Source organism: Psychrobacter sp. AOP3-A1-26 (genome assembly GCF_052378235.1).
GTDB lineage: Bacteria > Pseudomonadota > Gammaproteobacteria > Pseudomonadales > Moraxellaceae > Psychrobacter.
This window is the reverse complement of the sequence record NZ_JBQSXN010000052.1, coordinates 1-21,913: the sequence shown is the minus strand read 5'-3', so window position 1 is coordinate 21,913 and position 21,913 is coordinate 1. Positions and strand designations below refer to the sequence as shown.

The window sequence follows — 21,913 nt, the reverse complement described above, 5'->3', positions numbered from 1 at the left end:
TTTATATAGTAAGTTCAATATAAAAGCCCTACAGCAGAACTGGTATACATTATTGCGGTAAAGGCTGACCCAGTGGTACGACCGTGCTGATATTTAGATTCAAGAAACCCAGTTTTCCTGCAATATCCATCACCCGCACCACTGACTGATGGGTCGCATTGGCATCCGCAGCAATGACAAATAGCATATCGCGATTACCACCTGCCTCTTGCTGTAGCATACTGGTAAGCTCAGCTTCGTTACTACTAGCAAGTGTAATGCCATTGACTAAGTAACTACCGTCTTCTTGTACCGCGACTTCGATGCTGTTTTTTTGCTCTGTCAACGCGACACCTTCTGCTTCAGGCAGAATGATATTTAAGCGGCTAAAGTGATTGAACGAGGTTGCCAGCAATAAAAACACAATCAAAAATAATAAACAGTCAATCATCGGCGTTAGATTAATTTCAAGTGGTTCAACGGTTGGTTTTCTAAAGCGCATATCACTCTCTTTAATATCATTGTTGCTGCTGTACTTAACGTAGGATTATCCTAACTTCGATACTGCTACTATGACAAATTAGCCGTTGCGACTTTACCTAAACCATCAATTGAATGTCTACCATCTGCATGATCATCAGACGATACGCTATTCTCAGACAAAGGTACATTAGGCTTATGACTATGCTCTATATGATTATGCTCTAATAATTGATAGTCATATAGCTCTTGAATCATAAGCCCTGCTTGGGTTTCAAACTGAGCATTGATATCAATAATACGGCGCTGAAAGTAACGATAAGCGACCAACGCTGGGATGGCGACAATCATACCAGCAGCAGTTGTAATCAATGCTTGTGACACGCCAGCGGCAAGCATCGTTGGGTCTTGCATCGCGCCATCGGTAATGGCCAAGAATGAAGAAATAATCCCCAATACCGTACCCAGCAAGCCCAGTAATGGAGCAATCGCCCCGATAGTACCCAGCATATTGATGTTTTTTTCTAATTGATGAACTTGCACGCTCGCCCGATTTTGCATATGCATGGTCATCGACTCTAAGCCATACTGACGATAAAGCAAACCAGTCGCTAAAATATCACCCAAAGCGGTCTTCTCTTTGACATTCATCAATTGCGTACGACCAATATCGCCGTTTTCACGCAGGCGAGTTATTAGTTGTTCGCGTAATCGTTTAGGTACGATTTTATTAAACTGCAAGGTATGGCTACGCTCGATAATAATCACTAACGCCAATATTGAACAAACCACAATAGGCGTCATCAACCAACCACCCGCTTTTACCAACTCCCACATACTGACTCTCTTTTAAGTTTTTATAAAAATAGGGGTCTTCAAGATAATTTTAATCCGCACTATGGATGTATTAATACCTTAAGCTTGCGCTTCTATATGCTTAACCAAGGCGGCGAGCTGTTCTTGGTTGTGGAAAAATATTTCGACGCTTCCCTGCCCGTCTTTTTTATGCTTAAGTTTGACCTCTGCTCCTAGCATGTCCGTCAGTCTCTGCGTTAAACGCTCAGCATCGCGAGATTGAGTTTGTTCGGTGCGACTGGGTTTGGGTGCAGGTTGCAAGATGGACTTAACGAGCTTTTCCGCTTCACGCACAGTCATACCACCATCGATAATTTTTTGGGCAATGATCGGTTGCTGCTCAGAGGATAAAGCTAAAAGAGTACGAGCATGACCCATATCTAAGGCGTTATTGGATAAGTGGTCTTTGACTGTGTCATGTAGCTGATTTAAGCGCAGTAGGTTTGATACGGTGGTCCGCGCTTTACCAACGACTTCAGCAATCATCGCATGACTCATACCAAACTCCGTATGGAAACGCTGTAATGCTGCGGCTTGCTCAATCACCGATAAATCTTCGCGCTGGATATTTTCAATCAAAGCCAGTGCGATAGCCAGCTCGTCTGATAAAGCACGTTCAATCGCTGGAATAACTGACTTACCAGCCATTTTTGCCGCACGCCAGCGGCGCTCACCAGCGATAATTTCATGAGTAACAAAAGCTTCACTCTTGTCTTCATTGGCTAATAATGGGCGAATAACGATTGGTTGCATCACGCCATGTTGCTCAATAGAAGACGCCAGTTCTGCAAGTGCCGTTTCACTCATATCGCGGCGCGGCTGGTATTTACCTGCTTGCAAGCGGGTCACATCGATTTGCACTAAGCTAATTTGGTCTTCTGATTGGCTATTTTCTGCCCCATTCATACGAGTTTTATTAGCTGCCATTTTACTTGTCGTACGCGGCGCACGTGCTTTACGCTGTCCACTGTCTTTTGGCTCAGAAGCCTCTGATTTAGCAGTTGTAGACTTTTCACTGGTCTTTGTACGATCAGTTTTAGTCGGCGTACTGGCGTTTACTATATTCGTGTCTAACGTTTCGGCAGGCAAAGTGTTGTCACTTGCCACCCTATCGTCTTGCAAGGCAGAGGCGGTAATTTGCTTTTCTTTTTTGATTGACCCCAATAAAGCATCCAAGCCTCTATTAGCAGCCAACCCTCTTTTCTTCGCCATGATTACCTATCCTCTAACGCTAAAATAAAAGCCAAATGATGTTAAATACGATGTAACAATGAATCTAATGTTTAAAGCTTAATGCTCTGCTATCTGGCTGATTGCTTGCTGCTATGACCGATTTCTTTTGCTGATGAGCAGTTACTTTTTCTCACACTATTATAACCAGCACTTTCTAATGACTTTGTTTGATGACTTCAGCTGCCAATTTTTGATAAGCACGCGAGCCTTTTGACCATCTTTCATACGCAATAACCGGCAAGCCATGCGCTGGTGCTTCTGCTAAGCGGATATTTCTTGGGATATGGGTTTTATACATAATATCACCGAAGTGCGCTTCTAGCTCGGCAGATACATCGCGAGCCAGTGTGTTGCGTGCATCGAATAATGTTCTTACCACACCACGAATATATAGCTTAGGATTCAGCTCGGTTAAACGCTCTATCGTTTGCGATAAATCAGCCAACCCCTCTAGCGCATAATACTCACACTGCATCGGAATAATCACCCCATCTGTGGCGACCAAGGCATTAATCGTCAGCAAGTTTAAGCTGGGTGCACAGTCGATAACCACATAATCGTAGGCAGGTTTTGCAGCCGCGCTTTGATCCTCAACCAACTCTGCCATCGCTGTTTTAAACAGCTCATGACTATTAGTTTTGTTCATTAAGGTGATATCCATACCCGCCAAATCACGATTGGCGCCGATAACATCAAACCCTGCTGGACTGCTGACAATGACCTCAGACAACGAGACACCATCAAGTAACACGTCGGCGATGGTCAATTCTAATTCGTTTTTGTCCACGCCCGTTCCGCTGGTGGCATTGCCTTGTGGGTCTAAGTCAATCAGCAGTACGTGCTTGCGCTTAGCAGCCAAGCTGGCGGTCAAATTTACCGCCGTCGTGGTTTTACCCACGCCGCCTTTTTGATTCGCAATGGCTATGATTTCCATACACTCACTCAATTTAATTAGGGTTTGTTACTGTTACTTGCTTACTTCATCTATCACAATGTTTGCCACTAAACTTTTAGGTTGCCACATTTGTAGGTTCTAGATACTAGGTCATTTAATTACGTACGTAAACTAGGTTCCACAAAAAAGACCTTTGCTGTTTCATGGTTGCTATTACCTAACCGAAAGGATGTTCATAGCTTAGACATTTTTATAAGACAATTCAATTAAATGACGACTATCATGCAAACGCGGTACTTTTAGCTTAATTGTCTTAATTTGCCATTCGTCATCAAGCGCTTGTAACTCATCATCGCTCGGGGCTTTACCTTTCATTGCGCATAGATAGCCGTTTTCTGCCAATCGTGGCTGAGCCACTTCAACAAAGTCGATCAAACTGGCAAACGCTCTAGAGGTAACCACATCATAGCTGGCTTCATGCGCCTCGATACGAGAGGCGATAGGCTGCATATTAGCCAAACCAAGCTCGCTGCTAATTTGTTTAATAAAACGGATTTTTTTCTGATTGCTATCAAGGGCAGTACATTGGCGCTCAGGCTGACAAATGGCGATAATCACCGCAGGCAACCCTGCCCCTGTACCGATATCTAACAGCGACCCTGACGGCAAATGGGTTATAATAGACAAACAATCAATCACATGTTTGATTAACGCTTCTTCTGGATTGGTAATCGCGGTCAGATTATACGCTTTATTCCATAATAAAAGCTGGTCTAGGTACAATAATAATGTGCGCTGCTGCGGTGCGCTTAAGGTCAGATCCAGCTCATTTATCGCTTGCGCCAAAATATTGGCCAGCGCTGGCAGTTGTGATCCAATCTTTACAAAGCCAGTTGGGTCAATACGAATATTACCCGTGCTAGCAGACGATGCGGTGGTTTTAGCGGAAGCTGACATACAACGAGTTATCCAGTTTTGACATGTGAACCGTCTATTTTATCATGCAGGCTGCCCATTGAATAGTTGCAGATTGCACCAATGTGAGACATCTTATACTATCTACGCTGGTATTGAGGCGTTATTGTTCTTTGATAATGTTAAATTTACTATTAAAGCGTACTGAACATTCACAGATATACCCCCTTCATTTTTTAAGACGATTTATCCGACGCCTATGACTGAACAGCCGCAAGCCCCTATATCTCACGTATCAAAAGACGCTAATAACATGGTAATACCGACCGCTGAATTGACAGCTACTAAACAAGCAACATCACATACGCTACATCCTACCTGTATTGAGGTTAAGCAACGCTGCCTTGTTAGCGCTGAGCAACTCAAGCGTTATAGCGAGCCGAATAATCTGCCAACAGACACACGGACGGCACCCGATTTGGATGTGGGCTTCGGTCAGCAGCGTGCACTCAAAGCTTTGCAGACGGCTTTGGACATCAAAGCCAGTGGTTATCATGTATTTGCTGCTGGTGAAAATGGCTTGGGCAAACGCACGATTATCAGCCGTTTATTACAGCGTATCGCTGCCGATGCACCGACGCCTGACGATTGGGTCTATGTGCATAATTTCACTGATCCGCGCACCCCACTGGCATTGCGCCTGCCGGCAGGTCAGGCTACGTTATTACAGCAACAAGTCAATCAATTATGGCAACAAGCCAAAAATCGGCTGAGCCAACGCTTTCGTAGCGATCAATATCAAAGCAAAATCGAAGCCATCAAAAATGATACCCATCAAAAAGAAAGCCACGCCTACGATGCCTTAAATGCTGAAGGCAAACAGTATGATTTAGCACTAACGTTCCGCTCCTTCGATAATAAAGCAATGTTTGTACATCCCAGCCAGCTTGCGACAGAAGGCAGTCATGTTGATGCTGGAGATAACAAAATATCTAGCAGCTATAAAAATAAATCAGCGATTGATAAAGGTAAGAAAGCCAATTCTCCTAACGACAATGACATTAATGTTGATGTTGAAAATAATGAGTACTGCAATAGTGAATACGAAGCTGAGTTGAGTAATTTTGCTCAAAAAAACCATATGCAAAAACGCCTGAGTCAGCTGACCATCGCTTTAGAGCAATTAGAAGACGAAGCCAATGATGCCATAGAGGCGCTGCATCGTAATATTGCACAACGAGCGTTACAGCCTTTATTTGCACCTATTTATGAGCAATTTACCGCTCACCCACTTATCGTCGACTATCTTAAGACGATATTGGCCGACATGATTACTCATGTTGAGCGCATCGTTAATGGTGATGATGAAGATTTTGTGGCGGCGGCATTAGCCACGACACCAAGCCGCTATACGGTCAATATCATTGTCAGCCATACTCCTGACAGCGGTGCACCCGTCATTTTTGAAGACTTACCCACTCATTTAAACTTATTGGGTCATGTCGAGCAAATCACCCAATTGGGGACAGTAACCACCGATGTCAGCATGATTCGAGCGGGTGCTCTACACCGTGCCAATGGCGGTTATCTATTATTAGAGGCCAGCCATTTACTTGAGCATCCTTATGCATGGCAAGGTCTTAAGCGCGCCTTACAGTCACGTAAAATAAAGCTCTCCAGCCTCGAGCAAATGCTGACTTTAACGGGTAGTTTGTCGTTATCACCAGCGCCAATAGATCTTGATATCAAGGTGATTTTGTTAGGCGAAGCAGACTTATATTATGAATTACTAGAGCTTGAGCCCGAATTTGATGCAGTGTTCAAAGTACGTGCCGACTTTCATGATGATGTTCCTCGCAGCCATGAACACGAATTGGCACTGGTTGCAAAGATGGCCGATATCATTGATTACGCCAACCTATATCCATTTGATCGTAGTGCACAAGCTGCCTTGCTCGAATATTTAAGCTTACAAGCAGAAGAGCAAGACCGACTCAGCCTACACAGTGATTTATTGATTAAGCTATTGCACGAGTCTAATCGCCATGCACGTTTGAGTGGCGAAGATATTGTCGATGCCCACCATGTCACACAAGCCATCGACGATATGGATGAACGCTCAGGATACTTACGCGACTTATATTGGGATGAGCTCAAAAACGGTCAGCAGCTTATCCAAACTCAGGGTTTTGCCGTTGGACAAGTTAATGCGTTAACGGTAGTCAGTTATGCCGATAGCGAGTTTGGTATGCCAGCCCGCTTGACTGCGGTTATTCAGCCAAACATCGGCACTGGTGAAATACTCGATATCGAGCGCGATGTCGATTTAGGCGGTAGCTTACACGCCAAAGGTATGCTGATTATGACCAGCTACTTACGCGCCTTATTTAGTCAGCATCATGCGTTGAACTTTAGCGCGTCACTTGCTTTCGAGCAAAGCTACGCCCATATCGATGGCGATAGCGCCACGGTCAGTGAAGGCTGTGCGCTACTATCTGCCTTAGCAAATGTGCCAATTAATCAATCCTTTGCCATTACTGGCTCGATGAATCAGCTTGGTGAAGTACAAGCAGTAGGCGGTATTAATGCCAAAATTGCAGGCTTCTTTGATGCTTGCCGTGAGCAAGAGCTGACCGGACAACAAGGCGTCGTCATCCCGATGGCCAACGTCAAACAATTAATGGTACGCGATGATATCATTGCTGCCGTTAAAGCAGGCGAATTTCATATATATGGCGTACATACGCTGAGTGAAGCGCTAACCTTGATGACCGGCTTACCTGTGGATACGATGAATAAAAAAGATCGCTATCGCAAAGACACACTATTTGGCAAAGTCTTAAGCCGTTTAATGCTGTGGGATGAAAACCAAAATAGCGATGACGACGAAATAGACGATAAAAAATCAAAAAAGAAAGACAAAAAGAAGCGTAAAGCAAAACGTCAAAAAAAAGAGGATAAGAAAGAACAGCGTAAAAGAGAGAGATAAAGGCACAATCAAGGATGACCATCTCTAGACGTCACTGTCATTTTCTGCGATGATAATCTGTTGCTTATCTGCTCATAACCAATGAGCAACCCGTAAAAAAACTGACTCGCGATTTTATAAAGGCTATCTTTTCATGACTGAACATCACACTGACGCCGATAACCTAGATACCCTCCAAAATCAAGCTCACACGAGTGCTGATGTGCAAGCACCCATTTTAGCGGATGAAAGTAGTAATACCGAAGGAAATGTCAGCGATAATCGGCATGGTGCGGCAACGACGGCGCGGCAATGGCAAGTGTTATCGCAGCTACAGCGTAATCGCTGGGTCGGCACCACGCATATTTATGAGCAGCTAATATTGGCAGGTTTCGATATCAGTCTACGGACTGTACAGCGTGATTTAAACGCCCTAGCCAAACGCTTCCCTATCGAAAAAAACAACGCCAATCCTCAAGGCTGGCGCTGGTGCGATGATGCCCCACTGCAAAGTTTACCGCATATGAATTTATCACAAGCAGTTGCCTTTAACATGGTCGAAGCCAATCTAACCCAGCTACTACCACCCGTTATTTTAGATGAACTATTCCCTTGGTTTGACTTAGCACGGCGTCAGCTCAAAAACAGCAAAGTGACCCATTCTTGGATTGATAGAGTACGTATCGAACCTGCCACTCAGCCATTAATCGCCCCGCATATAGATTTGAATAGCAAAGATAATATTTATCATGCGCTATTTTATCAATTACAAATTAAGGCCTGCTATACTCGCAGTAATAAGTCGCAAGCCAGCGAATATATCTTAAACCCCATCGCGATTATCCAACGTGGCGTGATTATTTATCTACTGGCCACTCGTACCGATGACCCAGAACTTATTATTCGCACCTTTGCCTTGCATCGATTTGCCAGCGTTGAAATACTCGATAGCGCAGCACAAACGCCTGTTGATTTCCAACTTGATACTTATTTGGACGCGGGCGGCATGGGCTTTAGCCACCCACTATTCGGTGAGCTGCCTGACCGTGGTAAAAACACCGCCATTGAGCTGCAATTTACCAAACAAGCGGGCAAAAGCCTGACTGAAAGCAAGCTCAGTGACGACCAAATTGTCACGTCTAATGAAGATGAAACCCTGACCATTCAAGCAACGGTTAATCTCACTTCACAGCTGGTCTGGTGGTTGCGTGGTTTTGGCAATGGTTTATTGGACGCCAAGCCTGAGTTGTTACATCAAGCGGTGTTGGAGCAGTCATTAAATAAAAAAGCACTAAATGACAAGTAATCGCCAATAATAACTAACGGTAATGACACTCAAATTCAACCGTATTCACACTGCTACAAGCATTTAAAAAATTGAGAATAAAATAAATAAGGAATATTATGTCGACCACTGCCCCATCACCATTACTTTCAGACAGTTTAAGAGGATTGGGTTTAGAGGCGAGAACCTTATTTTTTGCGCTAAATTATGAATTTACGAAGATTGAGCCAAAAGGGATTTTTAAGCGCTTTAAAAAAAACCAAGGCGCGATTGATATTGATTTGGCTTGTGTGCTGTATGACGAAAACTGTACCATGACTGATATCGTTTGGTTCAAAAAATTACGCGATAAAGCTGAATCAATTAAGCATCAAGGTGACAGCCTGAATGGTAAAGATCGCGGCGAGCAAGCAATGTACCTTGCACCGCTTGATCAAGAGCAAATAAGGTTGTATTTAGAAAGAGTCCCAGCACATATTAGCCATATCGCTTTGATAGCCAACTCATACCATGGTCATCCATTTTCTAGAGTCAAAAAAGGCGAGATTCATTTGAGCGATGATGAGGGCAATCGTTGTTTTGAAGTCAACCTAAAGCAACTCCCGCGTGATTGCACCACGCTTTGGGTGGCACATTTGCGCCGAGAAGTCGATGACTGGCATTTAACATTACAAAACCTACCGCTCCCTGCCGAAGATTTAGCAAGCGCGGCGCAAGAAGTGGCGCATGAATTGGCACGCGTCCTTCCTATCCCACAAGGGGTATAGCATCAATAGGTGATATATTTATTCATAAAATATGAATAACTCAATATAAAAAAGGGTGTGACGTTATGAAAACATCGCACCCTTTTTTATGTTTCTAATCTATTTAAAATCCCAAGTAATCACTATAATCAGTGAAAAATAAAATCGATACATCACGTACTGCAGGTACCGTTTTTTCTAGCTTGCTGTGCCTACGCAGACAGAGGCTACAAAAAAACTATACCAGCAGTATCGTAGCGTTTTTAAAGTATTTTAACTATATAAAAAATATTACAGTGGCTCACCACAATGCGGACAAAAATTCTTTTGTCGCACCTCCACCTCTTTTTCGCGGCGTTCAAGCTCTTGCTCACGCAAAACTTGTAAAACAATACCTTGCGCTTGTTCTTTATCTAATCCCAGCTCGCGGCGAATCTTATCAATCATCATCTGATTCTGTACCAAATCAAAATCGCTATCAATCAGCTGCTCTCGAAAGTGTTGTTCAAGCTCTTCACGACGTTGGGCAAGCTCGCTTGCTAAACCTGTGGCGAGAATACCAGCAGGTAATGCCGCTAGACCCACACCCAAGATGGTAATAATAGCACCTAGTATCTTACCAGCATTGGTAATGGGTGTGACATCACCATAACCCACTGTCGTGAGTGTCACCACAGCCCACCACATCGCTTTAGGTATCGATTCAAATTCTTCTGGCTGGGCATGGTTTTCTACCAAATAAATACCACTAGATGCCGTCACAATCATAATAATTAAAATAAAAACAACTGCTTGAAATGAGCCTTTTTCTTTACTAATGACCACCAATAAAATACGTAATGAGGCAAAATATCGGGTGAGCTTCAGAATCCGAAATAGACGCAAAATACGTAAGAAGCGTAAATCAATACTGACAAAGAAGTTTAAGAATGCGGGTGCAATCGCAATAATATCAATTAACGCCGAAGGGCTTTTTAGCCATTCCCAGCGCTGACGCCATGTTGTATTGTCCGGCTTGGCTTCTGCGACACTCCACAATCGTAGTAAATACTCGATGGCAAACACAACGATAGAGAAATTCTCAAACCAAGTAAAATAACTTTGGTAAGGGTAATACCAGCTATCAACTGACTCAGCAATCACTGCCGTGACGTTAGCCATAATCAAAAAAATCAGAAAATAATCAACGTAACGGCTAAACCACGTATCATGTTCATCATTTTGCAGAATATTATAAACAAAAAGTCGCAAGCGCCGTATAGATTGGAATAGCATGCAGTCCCTATGCGGTGAAACACCGTTCTAAAATTAATAGAATAAAGCAGCCTCACATAATAGGACACTGGCACTCGGTTACAAGAAGCAGGTCTATCAGTAGGTAGTTCGAAGCAAGCTCTCTAAAAGTGCTCACAACCATGAAACTGGCTTATGAAGAATGTAAGTGATTATACAAAATTTAAGAAATAAATACAGACGGCTATTAGCAATATAGTTGCCACTATCATAAAAACCAATCGTAAAAACTTCTCCTCAACGTGTAACTGCTGGGTGATATTCTGGGTGGGTAGCAAAAACAAATGACACTCTGGACAACAAGAATCTATTTGATGCAATACCTTTGTAGAACGGGCATTCTCACAGCGTAGAGGAGGAGAGTTGCTACAATAACCAAACATAAACCATTACTCCGCTTCTTATCTCACTATCAATGCTATTCGTACCATAGTAGATTCACTCTGAAACCGAAACAGTGCTATTTATCTAACTACAATCGTATCGCTTTTATTTTGAACCGACTATAAGTAGGTAGGAGGTTCCGTTTAAAACCCATACCTCAATAACCCCAAAATGTCATGACACCCTCTTAAAAGTCAGATGCCACACATCACGACTATTGCTTCAAAAAACTCAATACATGCCAGTATTAGGGTCTATTGAACCTTCACAAATAATCTTTATTGTAATTTATGGGATAAAAACCCTTTAAACATGCTTATAACCTTACAGAAAGTATGGTTATGTATTATAATAGAGCTACAATGTTACAGATTAGGGGCTGTATAGAATTCAGCTAAGGAACTGACAGAGACTATTTTTTAGGCAATTCGACGCCAAAAATAGTAAGTTTAGTTATTCTAAGCGCGATAGTTTTGGCTATGAAGTGGCAAAAAATAGTCCTGTTCCTTCGGACTGATGCTAAAATCGCCCCAGACGTTGTTGTAAATCTAGCTAAGGTCTCGACATTACCTTCGATTTACGCCTAGTCTGGAATTATTTTAGCGATCAGCAGTCCTAATAGATGAATTCTATACAGCCCCTAATCAATAATCATAACATTGTGTATCGGTAACTAATGCCATCCCTCATTAGAAAAGTACCGATAATCCTCTATTACGTTAAGGACCTAAATGATGAAACTACAATCCCTAGTTTTAGCAGCTGCTACTGCACTTACTATGACCACTGCTTTTGCAGTTCCTGCTGGTACTTGGTCGGTTGCTGCTGGCGCCCACATGGTTGATCCAAAAAGCGACAATGGCACATTGGCAAACGGTGCGTATTCTGTAGACGTTGATGATGATATCCGTCCAACCATTAGTGGTGAATACTTTGTTGCAGACAATATCGGTGTTGAATTGCTAGCGGCGATTCCTTTTCATCATGACATCACTTTAACTGATGCTAATGGCGACAAGGTCGATGCTAAAACGCAGCATTTACCCCCGACTCTATCTTTACAGTATCACTTCGATGGCTATAATATGCCTATGAACGTGAAGCCATTTGTTGGTGTGGGTGTTAACTACACAACGTTCTTTAAAGAAAGAATCTATCTTGATAACGGTAACGACTTAAATATCAAAGATAGCGTAGGTGTTGCTGGACATATCGGTCTGGACATTCCATTTGCCCCAACTGAAGCGTTCCGTATCGATGCCCGCTATATGGACATCAAACCTGACGTAGAGTTAAATGGTGGCGACATTGGTTCTGTTGACATCAGCTCTTGGGTATATGGCGTTGCTTTTGTTAAAACTTTCTAATATAACATAAAGTAATGTGAATAAAAAAAGCTGGCTTAATCGCTGGCTTTTTTTGTGCCTGACATTTGAGCGGCAAACATCAAGCATAAAAAAGACCATCCGTAGACAGTCCTCTTATTGCAAATAAATTTAGTAAAAACAATTCTTATAACAAAATACGGCGTGGATCAGCCAGTAAGGTTGCAATATAGCGAGTAAATACGGCCGCATCTGCCCCATTAATCACACGGTGATCGTAAGATAATGACAGCGGCAACATGAGACGTGGCTCAAAGGTTTGCTTAGTAGCATTCCAACGTGGCTGCATACTTGCCTCGGACACACCCAAGATACCCACTTGTGGCCAATTCACTAATGGCGTAAAGGCTGTGCCACCTAAATTTCCTTGGCTTGATATGGTAAAGCTCGCGCCTTGCAAATCTTTGGTACTGAGTTTTTTATCACGAGCTTTTACCGCAAGCTCACCGATTTCAATGGCGATTTGCTTAAGACCTTTGTCTTGCACATTTTTGATAACAGGTACGATAAGCCCGTCATCAGTTGCCACCGCAATACCCATATTGACGCTTTTGCGTAAAATAACTTGGGTATTGTCATCGCTTAAATGGCTATTGAAGCGTGGATGCTGGGTCAAGGCATAGGCGGTTGCTTTTACCACAAATGCCAAGATAGTGAAGCCGATACCTTCCGCCTTCATACCGCCTTTTAGTTCACCGCGTAGCTTTTCCGTCTCAGTGATATCAGACAAATCAAACTGGGTCACTTGTGGCAACAAGGTATTGTAGTTGAGCTGCGGTATCGAGACTTTTTGTAGACGGCTGAGGTCTTGGGTCTCTGTTTCACCCCAAATATCAGTATTACTCATATCAGGTAAGCTTGGTAGACTCGATGTAGCCACATTACCACTGGCAGGTGCTGCTTTTTGAGTACTTAAGCTTTCTTTCACATGGGCAAACAGATCTTCTTTTAGGATACGATCGTTCAGTGCTGTACCACTTACCTGCGTGATGTCTACACCTAACTGACGCGCCAGCTTACGTACGGCTGGACCTGCATATACATCGACCAGCTTTTCATTGACTTGTGATTCTGTCAGCTTGTCATTTTTCTGACTGGTTGCAGCAGGTGTTTTAGGTTTTGCGGCTTGCTTTGGCTCGCCAGTCGTTTGCTTATCAGCCTTACCAGCTTTATCATCTGATTTGGCCGTGGTTGGCGCTTCTGACTCAGCCGCATCTGCCTGAGACTCACTTGCATCATTAGTATCGTTTGCATTTTCTGCACTACTAACAATAACGATGAAATCTTGACCGTTCGCGACCATATCGCCCGCTTCAACCAGTATTTTCTCGACCTTACCTGCTTGTGGAGCAGGCACTTCAACCGAGGCTTTATCAGACTCAATCAGTAAGATTGACTGATCAGCACTGACGATATCGCCAACAGCAATCATAATCTCAGCGACTTGCGCTTCATCAACACCTAAGTCTGGTAATGCATGAGTCGTTGCCTTGCCAGCGTTAGACGCCGGCTTTTCAGTAGGCTCTGACGGCTTTGATTCAGTTGTAGTAGGCTCAGGTTTTGTTTCCGGTTTAGCAGCTGTGCTTTGTTGTTCATTTGCTTCTTGCTTTTCATCAGCAGCGCTATCGTCATTGCTTTCTATACTTTCAAGCTCAATCAGCACCATACCTTCGCTAACTTGGTCACCAACAGCAACGCTGATTTTGGTGACTTTACCAGCAGCCGAGCTTGGTACTTCGACCGAGGCTTTGTCAGACTCTAGTAGAATGATGTTGTCATCTTTGGCGATGACATCACCTACTTCTACCATAATTTCGCTGACTTCGGCGCTATCAACACCCAAATCGGGGGCTTTAATGTCCATAGTTTATCTCCTTGTCTTATGGTTATTATTCTTTGACATCACCATCATTGAGTAAAGTTGCATCCGCTTGGTCTTCAGCACGACCTTCATTACTGATTTCATCATCGTCTTCGGCGACAAACTCAGGAACAGGATTCGGATTTACATTACCAGGAGCTGGTGCATCTGGAGAATGGTCATAATACGGCTGCTGCTGCCATGCAGGTGGATGATCAATATCAATATTCAAGCTTGAAATAGCATCTTTTACTAAGCGCATTTCTACTTCGCCTTCATCCGCTAAGCGTTTAAGCGTTGCGACAACAATATGTGCGGCATCAACGTTAAAGAAGCTACGTAATTGCTCACGCGAATCAGAACGTCCATAACCGTCAGTACCAAGCGTGGTATAAGGGCGGCTATCTGGTAACCATGCACGGATTTGCTCTGAATAATTGCGCATATAGTCAGTGGCAGCTACGACGATACCTTTGTGCGGTGCTAATTGCTCAGTAACCCATGGCACGCGCTCTTCATCCATTGGGTGCAGACGATTGTAGTCATCACAAACCATACCATCACGAGTCAACTCGTTGAAGCTGGTCACACTCCAAACGTTGGAGGTGATATTAAATTCGTCTTTTAATATCTTCGCGGCTTTTTGTACTTCGCGCAAGATAACCCCAGAACCTAATAGCTGTACTTGGGTTGAACCATTATCCTCTAACAAGTACATACCACGTTTGATGCCTTCTTCTACGCCTTCTGGCATTTCAGGCTGCTCATAGTTTTCATTCATGAGTGTCAAGTAATAATAGACGCGCTCACCTTCGCCATACATACGGCGTAGGCCATCATGCATGATAACTGCTAGCTCATAACCAAAGCATGGGTCATAACTGACACAGTTAGGCACCACGTTGAACAAGATTTGTGAGTGACCATCTTGATGCTGCAAGCCTTCGCCGTTAAGTGTTGTACGACCCGCCGTTGCACCTAATAAGAAACCTTGCGCTTGACAGTCGCCTGCCGCCCAAGCCAAATCACCCACGCGCTGGAAACCAAACATTGAGTAATAAATGTACATTGGAATCATCGGTAACGCGTTCACAGAATAGCTGGTTGCTAACGCCATCCATGTACTCATGGCACCCGCTTCGTTGATGCCTTCTTCTAGCATATGACCGTCGATGGCTTCTTTATAGCCCATCAAGGCTTCGCTATCCTCTGGGGTATATTTTTGTCCAACTGCAGAATAAATACCCAATTGACGGAACATACCTTCTAGACCGAAAGTACGCGCTTCATCAGGTACGATTGGTACGACGCGATCTTGGATGTCTTTGTTTTTTAGCATCGCTGCTAATAAACGTACAAACACCATAGTAGTCGACTGCTCTTTACCGTTACTGCCTTTTAGCACCCGATCAAAAATAGACAATTCAGGGATATTTAAAGGAATATGTCCACTGCGACGGTTTGGCAAATGACCACCTAATGCTTCACGGCGACCTTTGAGATACTTCATCTCCGCTGAACCTTCCTCAGGGCGATAAAATGGTAGCGTCTCTAACTGCTCATCGGTAAATGGCAAATCAAAACGATCACGGAAATACATCAAACCTTCTTGATCCAGTTTTTTGATTTGATGCGATTTATTGACCGCTTGAGTTTGGGTCGATAAACCATAACCTTTGACGGTTTTCACCAGAATTACTGTCGGCTGACCTTTGGTTTTCATCGCTTCACTAAAGGCAGCATAGACCTTCATTGGATCATGACCACCACGGTTTAGACGTGAAATATCTTCATCAGAGAGCGCATCAGCCATCTCTTCTAACTCAGGATATTTACCAAAGAATGCTTTGCGCGTAAATTCAGGGGTACGGGCTTCATATAGCTGATACTCGCCATCGACTACTTCTTCCATACGATGCTTGAGCACACCCGTTTTATCATTGGCAAGCAAGCTATCCCACTTACCACCCCAAATAACTTTAATCACACGCCAGCCTGCACCGCGGAATACTGACTCTAGCTCTTGGATGATTTTACCGTTACCACGGACTGGACCATCGAGGCGCTGTAGATTACAGTTAATCACCCAAATCAGGTTATCTAGTTTCTCACGACCAGCGAGAGAGATGGCACCCAAGCTTTCTGGCTCATCGGTTTCGCCATCACCTAAGAAGGTCCAAATCTTACGACCTTCTTTTTCTAGCAAACCACGGTTTTCCATATAGCGATGTACATGCGCATGGTAAATAGACATGATTGGGCCCAGACCCATCGATACCGTTGGGAACTGCCAATAATCAGGCATGAGGTATGGATGCGGATAGCTTGACAAGCCCTTACCGCCAACTTCACGACGGAAGTTATCGAGCTGATCTTCGGACAAGCGACCTTCTAAATAAGAACGCGCATAAATACCTGGTGCTGAGTGACCTTGATAATAAATCATGTCACCACCGAAATGGTCACTGGCCGCACGGAAAAAGTGGTTAAAACCCGTCTCATAAAGCGTGGCACTAGAGGCGAATGTCGCTAAGTGACCACCCAAATCGTCATCATTTTTATTGGCGCGCATGACCATTGCTAGCGCGTTATAACGAATCAAAGCACGAATTTTACGCTCGATGGTCAAGTCACCAGGGTACATTGGCTCATCTTCAACCGCGATGGTATTGATATAAGCTGTATCCAAACGGTTAAACGGCAGCCCTTCTTGTACCGCCATGTTATACAAAGATTTTAGCAAAAACTGCGCCCGGTCTTTGTCTGCATGTTTGAGTACGGACTCAAAAGCGTGTAGCCATTCCTGTGTTTCGGTGCTATCAGCATCCTTATAATAATTCATCTGTGTTAATCCTTTTTTGTCGGTCAGCCCTGCACGATGACAGGGTGTTATTAATTGAATAGTGTGTAACGAGATATCGGACTGCTTATGACTTCCTTGTTAGGCTCAAGCATTCCGTTGTCTTATGCGGAGTATATACAGCTAGGTTATACAAAATAATAGCACTGTACATTAACATATCTTTTGGATAAGCATAATTATAAAATAGAATATACACTTAACTGTGTCTATTCAGTCATTAAATGATTATGGCAGTCTATTATAGGCGCTTATGCAGTAATTGTTTATAGCGATAAGAAAATGATGATATGACATGTATTTTTAAAATAAATATCGATTAGTGATTGTATGAATAATTGTTGTTAAAAATCTTAACATTATATTTACTATTATACCCTTAACAAGGATGCTAGCAGTCGCCTTACTCGACCTTTCGTCTCATTTGCTCTTTATTTACTTGAAAACAACCGCACATATGGTTAAATTCAATCTTTATATATCATGCCATTATATAAGCTAAAGCATATACTATGTTTATAGAGCTAGGGCGTGTCCTCATTTTGAAAATGGTAATAAAAATGAGATAAATTGCTGTCAAACAAGGAAAATAGCACAGATAATATTAAGATATTGGCAAGCTATATGACGCAGTCTGGCAAGATTTAGCCATTTTTAGCCCATTCAGTTGATTTTGTTCAGATTGAGAATATGCCCTAATGTGAACGTGCTATCAAATAAAATAAGGTGCGTAATTATGAGGCTCAATAGCTACTTAAAACATAAATATACTTGCCCTGCCAATCCAAACAATGCTCAAGATCCTGCCAATCATAAAAAAGTAATAGCTTCTCTGTCGGCGCGCTCTATTTCTCATACTGAACGCAGATTATATATTGCTTAGCACAAAATTCAGGGCGCTCTATCTAATAGTAATGGTTTACGCAAGGAATATCATATGAAAAATCTTAACCCTTTACGCAGCGCCTTATTAGCTAGCTTAGCGTCGGTATTATTAAGCACTGCTCATGCTGATGATACTCTAAAAATGGATTTGACTGCCAGTCAAGTTACCAAAAACACCGAGGGTCAGACTTCTTATTTACCTGTTCGTAATGCTCCAGCGGGCACGGTCATTCAGTACAAAGCGACCTATACTAATACTATTAATAAAAACATCAATGACTTGGCGGTTACTTTACCTATTCCAGCCAATATGACTTTTACTGGTGAAGTCAGCCCTGCCAGTGCTCAGGCCAGTATCGATGGCAAGAACTATGCCGATATACCATTGCTGCGTAAAGTCGATGGCAAGATAGTCAAAATCCCATTTTCTGAATACCGTACCCTGCGTTGGAATATTAAGCTATTGCCGGCACAGAAATCTGCAGCCGTAGCGCTTAATACGATCGTTGACTAACACGCTTTTTAATTAAAGGGTGGGGTTCTAACAAGCATGCTGACATCATTATTTCCTCAGCATACTTTTTGATACACCACCAGTTTGACGAAGACTTATTCAGACGTAACAATCCATGCAAAAACAAACGTTTGGTATAGCCTCTCTACATTATAATATCACCGTATTGTCGTGCTATCATCTGACCCAATGCGGGCGTTATCGCGCTGTCAATAATATTAAATCATAGAGACCGTTTAATAAGCGATAAAACCAGTCCCAAATCAGTGTTAACGATATAATAGACTATATCAGCTTATTACAAGGTTTTTTATTATGCTTCCTACTATTATCAAAGTAGCCACTTATAAACGCTCTATTTCTACCGCAGTGTCCGCTGTATTGTTATTGTCGGCTGCGGGCTGCGTATCCACTCCCTCTACTACTCAAAGTAGCACTGATATGGATACTATGAAAACCGCCACTCATTGTGAGGCACAGCTACCTACTCATTCTACTAACAAAGACCAAAACATCCAGCAGCGCACGATGAACTGTATGCTGAATCAATTAAAAGAGTACCAGCAAGCAAACAAGACAGCACACCAGCAGTATCTTGCTTATAAAGCACAAGCTTGGTTGAATTATGCCTCTCATCAAGACAGCATCAATAGCCGCTCACCTGCTGATACCTATGCGTTGCAAACAGCAGAGACTATATTACGAGCACTAAAAGATGGCACTGCTAAAGATATCGCCTTATATCAAGACATTCCCTCTATGTCAGCGTTAATGCGACCTGACCTGTGGGCAACCATCAGTGCCCTAAAAGACAGCGACGGTATAAACTCAGCACCACGCGAAATTGCCTTCAGTGAAGTTACTTTGATTTGGGCCGCTACCAATCAATGCGCACGTAGTGAACGCGACTCAGGAACTCACTTTCGCAAAGCAGATCGTTGGCTTGAGCAGGCACGCGAGGCCTATGTTAATAACCATAACTCAGAAACAAACGTCGCTTTGCAAGCGCTTATCGTACGTTATTATGAGCTATATTCACCCTTAAGTTCAGTTGAAGACACTTGTAGTGGACAAGTACTACCGACTATCGATAGCAAATAAACATATAGTTAAAATACTTTAAAAACACTACGATACTGCGGGTATAGTTTTTTTGCAGCCTCTGTCTGCGTAGGCACAGCAAGCAAGAAAAAACGGTACCTGCAGTACGTGATGTAGCGATATTACTTCTCACTGACTATATCAATATAAAAACAGTTTCTTAATCAGAAACTCGCAATAAAAAAGCCGACAAATATGTCGGCTTTTTCTATATTTAGCGCACTGTTTTTTGGACTAAATCAGCAAGGCATTAACGGTTTTTACGCGGTAGCTTTTCTGGTAAGTAGCAACGTAAGTAAGCGATAAATGCCGTATTTGCTTCTTGAATATAATCAGTGGTGATGCTTTGATGACGGCGATAAGACAAGGTAAAGATAGCATTAACAATGCTATAAGCCACCAATAATGTATCTTGAATATCATCAAAACTTGGCATTTCATAACGCTCTGATAAGCGCTTATAAACCAAATCAACGATTTGATGATCTATATCTTCACCAAAGCTATCACCTTCGAAGTCTGGCGTGTTGGTGTCATAAATGAGCTTGGCTTTGGTCTCATCATTATGAAATATCGTGACACACTGCTCGATAAGAGCAATTAAGTAGCCTTGCCATCTATCATAATTGCCAATATCAACAGTTTCTACCATCTCTAATATTTCAATCGCATTCAAAAAGCGCAATGCTAAAAATATTGCTTCGATATTTGGGAAAAAGTGATAAGCAGAAGCCCTTGGAATTCCTGCTTCTTCACAGACAGCAGCCAAGGTAATATCATTAATCGCTTGTGTTTCACTCAGTTTTTTGGCACCAGCAAGCAGTTTTTGACGGCGCGCACGGCCTTGCTGGCTAGTGAATTTAAACTTATTGGGTACCAATTTTTTTGCCAGCTCAGAATCTACCAACACATCTTCAATCTTTTCGTCTCTATTTTCACTCATCATAAGCCTCTTAATGTTGCACCCTGTTTTACAAATATAATCTACAATGGGGTAGTATTTATCCTAAATTGAAGGACTATTGTAAGCCAATAGTATAAAGTCGATATTAGCATTACTACGCCCAATGGAGAGGCATCATAAACGCTTGTAACGTATCAAGCAAGGGAGATAAATGGGTTAAAAATCATATATTGATTAACACTTTAATAGCGCTAATCATTCAATGTTATAAAATTAATCATTGAGTTTAATTTTAGCTCTTATAATACCATGATCGATGACTCTATCTGCATAGTCCCATTTCAAATGGTCATTAAAATAGTCTACTCGCTCTACCTGACCAAGCGAAAACTTACTATCCGGCAAAAACTCTTCTGAAACAAATAACTGGTCGATAACTTCTGGCATACCTTGATATATATGGGTATATGCCACATCCTTCATCCAACCATAACGAGCTTGAATACGAGCGGCATCGAATAGTGCCACGTCACGCATACTTTTGTCATAGTTGACCTCACCTGTTTCGGTCATCAGCTGAGTGGTTACACTACCAGTAACATCATTCATATCACCCAATAAAATCAATGGTTCACGCGTGTGGTGTAAACGCTCAATGATAGACATACGGATGGAGGCGGCTTCTGCTGCGCGCATACATAAACTGCGCAGTTTGGCACGAACGCGGATGTTTGGATCATCCATATCTTCTATCAAGCTTCCATTGTCATCACGTAAGAAAAAAGCACGCTTGCTTTTTAGATGTGCGGTAATAATAGTGATTGGCTGACCATAGGCATTGACACGAACTACCAATGGTGGGCGATTAAAGCGTTTATAAGGGCCAATATCAGGAATATCAATCACTGCCTTTGGCGCAACTTCTTCCAACGAGCTGACCTCTAATTGCTCAAAGCGGCTAATGATGCCAACGGCAGGTGTGTCCTGCGCCCCCTTGCCTTGTGTATAAGGGCTGGAGCTGTCATTACTCGCCAGCGGAATCACGACATGTTCCGGCTCAAATCCTAATGAGACAGCCAATGCTTCAAGTGCATCACTGTCCCACACCTCTTGTACTGCAATGATGTCAGCGTGGGCTTTTGCCAATAAATCGGTTATACCGTGTAGCTTATGCTCATATTCTTTATTGCTATAAGCTGGCGCATTGGGATAATAAAGTCGATCAGGATTTGCAAAATTTAGTAAGTTAGCAGTCGCTATATAAAATTGCTTCTTGTTATCTACTGTATTCGTTGTCATAAACTACCTATTATTATTTTCAATCACTGCTTTTGATTCTTATTATTTTGGACTATTTTTAATTACTAAAT

The 21,913-nt window shown here is 42.7% G+C and carries 16 protein-coding genes; 6 read left to right on the top strand and 10 right to left on the bottom strand.

The features are described 5' to 3' along the window. Positions 1-49 precede the first annotated feature (49 nt). The 5 genes from ACT3TU_RS09490 to rsmG form a co-directional block, all read right to left on the bottom strand. Positions 50-481 (bottom strand): ExbD/TolR family protein, encoded by a 432-nt coding sequence (locus ACT3TU_RS09490; protein WP_192523970.1) that lies wholly within the window; start codon positions 479-481, stop codon positions 50-52. A gap of 68 nt (positions 482-549) precedes the next feature. After that, complete coding sequence (locus ACT3TU_RS09485; RefSeq protein ID WP_192523971.1) at positions 550-1,296, bottom strand: MotA/TolQ/ExbB proton channel family protein; 747 nt, start codon at positions 1,294-1,296, stop codon at positions 550-552. A gap of 78 nt (positions 1,297-1,374) precedes the next feature. Beyond that, a complete protein-coding gene (locus ACT3TU_RS09480; RefSeq protein WP_444784315.1) occupies positions 1,375-2,526 on the bottom strand; it encodes a ParB/RepB/Spo0J family partition protein in 1,152 nt (383 codons plus the stop codon). A gap of 175 nt (positions 2,527-2,701) precedes the next feature. Further along, a complete protein-coding gene (locus ACT3TU_RS09475; protein WP_192523973.1) occupies positions 2,702-3,481 on the bottom strand; it encodes a ParA family protein in 780 nt (259 codons plus the stop codon). Positions 3,482-3,682: 201 nt separating this feature from the next. Further along, positions 3,683-4,399 carry a 16S rRNA (guanine(527)-N(7))-methyltransferase RsmG gene (gene rsmG / locus ACT3TU_RS09470; protein WP_192523974.1) on the bottom strand — a complete coding sequence of 239 codons (717 nt, stop codon included), beginning with the start codon at positions 4,397-4,399 and terminating at the stop codon, positions 3,683-3,685. Between the two features lie 217 nt (positions 4,400-4,616). Here rsmG and ACT3TU_RS09465 point away from each other — a divergent pair, with 217 nt between their 5' ends. The 3 genes from ACT3TU_RS09465 to ACT3TU_RS09455 all read left to right on the top strand — a co-directional run bounded on the left by ACT3TU_RS09465 (position 4,617) and on the right by ACT3TU_RS09455 (position 9,377). Next, positions 4,617-7,346, top strand: a complete 2,730-nt coding sequence (locus ACT3TU_RS09465) for an AAA family ATPase (RefSeq protein ID WP_444784314.1) — start codon at positions 4,617-4,619, stop codon at positions 7,344-7,346. 133 nt (positions 7,347-7,479) lie between these two features. Continuing rightward, on the top strand, positions 7,480-8,631 hold the full coding sequence (locus ACT3TU_RS09460) for a helix-turn-helix transcriptional regulator (RefSeq protein ID WP_192523976.1): 1,152 nt from the start codon (positions 7,480-7,482) through the stop codon (positions 8,629-8,631). Between the two features lie 98 nt (positions 8,632-8,729). Continuing rightward, entirely contained in the window at positions 8,730-9,377 is a 648-nt protein-coding gene (locus ACT3TU_RS09455; protein WP_192523977.1) for a TerD family protein, read from the top strand. Positions 9,378-9,647: 270 nt separating this feature from the next. Here ACT3TU_RS09455 and ACT3TU_RS09450 read toward each other — a convergent pair whose 3' ends face one another. Continuing rightward, the gene (locus ACT3TU_RS09450) at positions 9,648-10,631 is read right to left on the bottom strand and encodes an ion transporter (protein ID WP_192523978.1); all 984 of its coding nucleotides are present in this window, start codon (positions 10,629-10,631) and stop codon (positions 9,648-9,650) included. 1,136 nt (positions 10,632-11,767) lie between these two features. Between ACT3TU_RS09450 and ACT3TU_RS09445 the strand changes: the two genes are divergently transcribed. Further along, positions 11,768-12,400 (top strand): OmpW/AlkL family protein, encoded by a 633-nt coding sequence (locus tag ACT3TU_RS09445; protein ID WP_444784316.1) that lies wholly within the window; start codon positions 11,768-11,770, stop codon positions 12,398-12,400. A gap of 145 nt (positions 12,401-12,545) precedes the next feature. On the opposite strand, the gene ACT3TU_RS09440 is transcribed toward ACT3TU_RS09445, so the two are convergent. After that, a complete protein-coding gene (locus ACT3TU_RS09440) occupies positions 12,546-14,282 on the bottom strand; it encodes a 2-oxo acid dehydrogenase subunit E2 (RefSeq protein ID WP_192523980.1) in 1,737 nt (578 codons plus the stop codon). Between the two features lie 25 nt (positions 14,283-14,307). Next, positions 14,308-17,121: a pyruvate dehydrogenase (acetyl-transferring), homodimeric type gene (aceE, locus tag ACT3TU_RS09435; RefSeq protein ID WP_192523981.1), complete on the bottom strand. Its 2,814-nt coding sequence runs from the start codon at positions 17,119-17,121 to the stop codon at positions 14,308-14,310. Between the two features lie 955 nt (positions 17,122-18,076). Here aceE and ACT3TU_RS09430 point away from each other — a divergent pair. Together ACT3TU_RS09430 and ACT3TU_RS09425 are read left to right on the top strand one after the other, a co-directional pair. Continuing rightward, positions 18,077-18,538 (top strand): hypothetical protein, encoded by a 462-nt coding sequence (locus ACT3TU_RS09430; protein ID WP_192523982.1) that lies wholly within the window; start codon positions 18,077-18,079, stop codon positions 18,536-18,538. 315 nt (positions 18,539-18,853) lie between these two features. Further along, positions 18,854-19,639 carry a hypothetical protein gene (locus ACT3TU_RS09425; protein ID WP_192523983.1) on the top strand — a complete coding sequence of 262 codons (786 nt, stop codon included), beginning with the start codon at positions 18,854-18,856 and terminating at the stop codon, positions 19,637-19,639. Positions 19,640-19,889: 250 nt separating this feature from the next. Here ACT3TU_RS09425 and ACT3TU_RS09420 read toward each other — a convergent pair whose 3' ends face one another. Both ACT3TU_RS09420 and ACT3TU_RS09415 read right to left on the bottom strand, forming a co-directional pair. Beyond that, entirely contained in the window at positions 19,890-20,582 is a 693-nt protein-coding gene (locus ACT3TU_RS09420; protein ID WP_192523984.1) for a TetR/AcrR family transcriptional regulator, read from the bottom strand. Between the two features lie 234 nt (positions 20,583-20,816). Beyond that, positions 20,817-21,842: an endonuclease/exonuclease/phosphatase family protein gene (locus tag ACT3TU_RS09415; protein ID WP_192523985.1), complete on the bottom strand. Its 1,026-nt coding sequence runs from the start codon at positions 21,840-21,842 to the stop codon at positions 20,817-20,819. Positions 21,843-21,913: the final 71 nt, after the last annotated feature.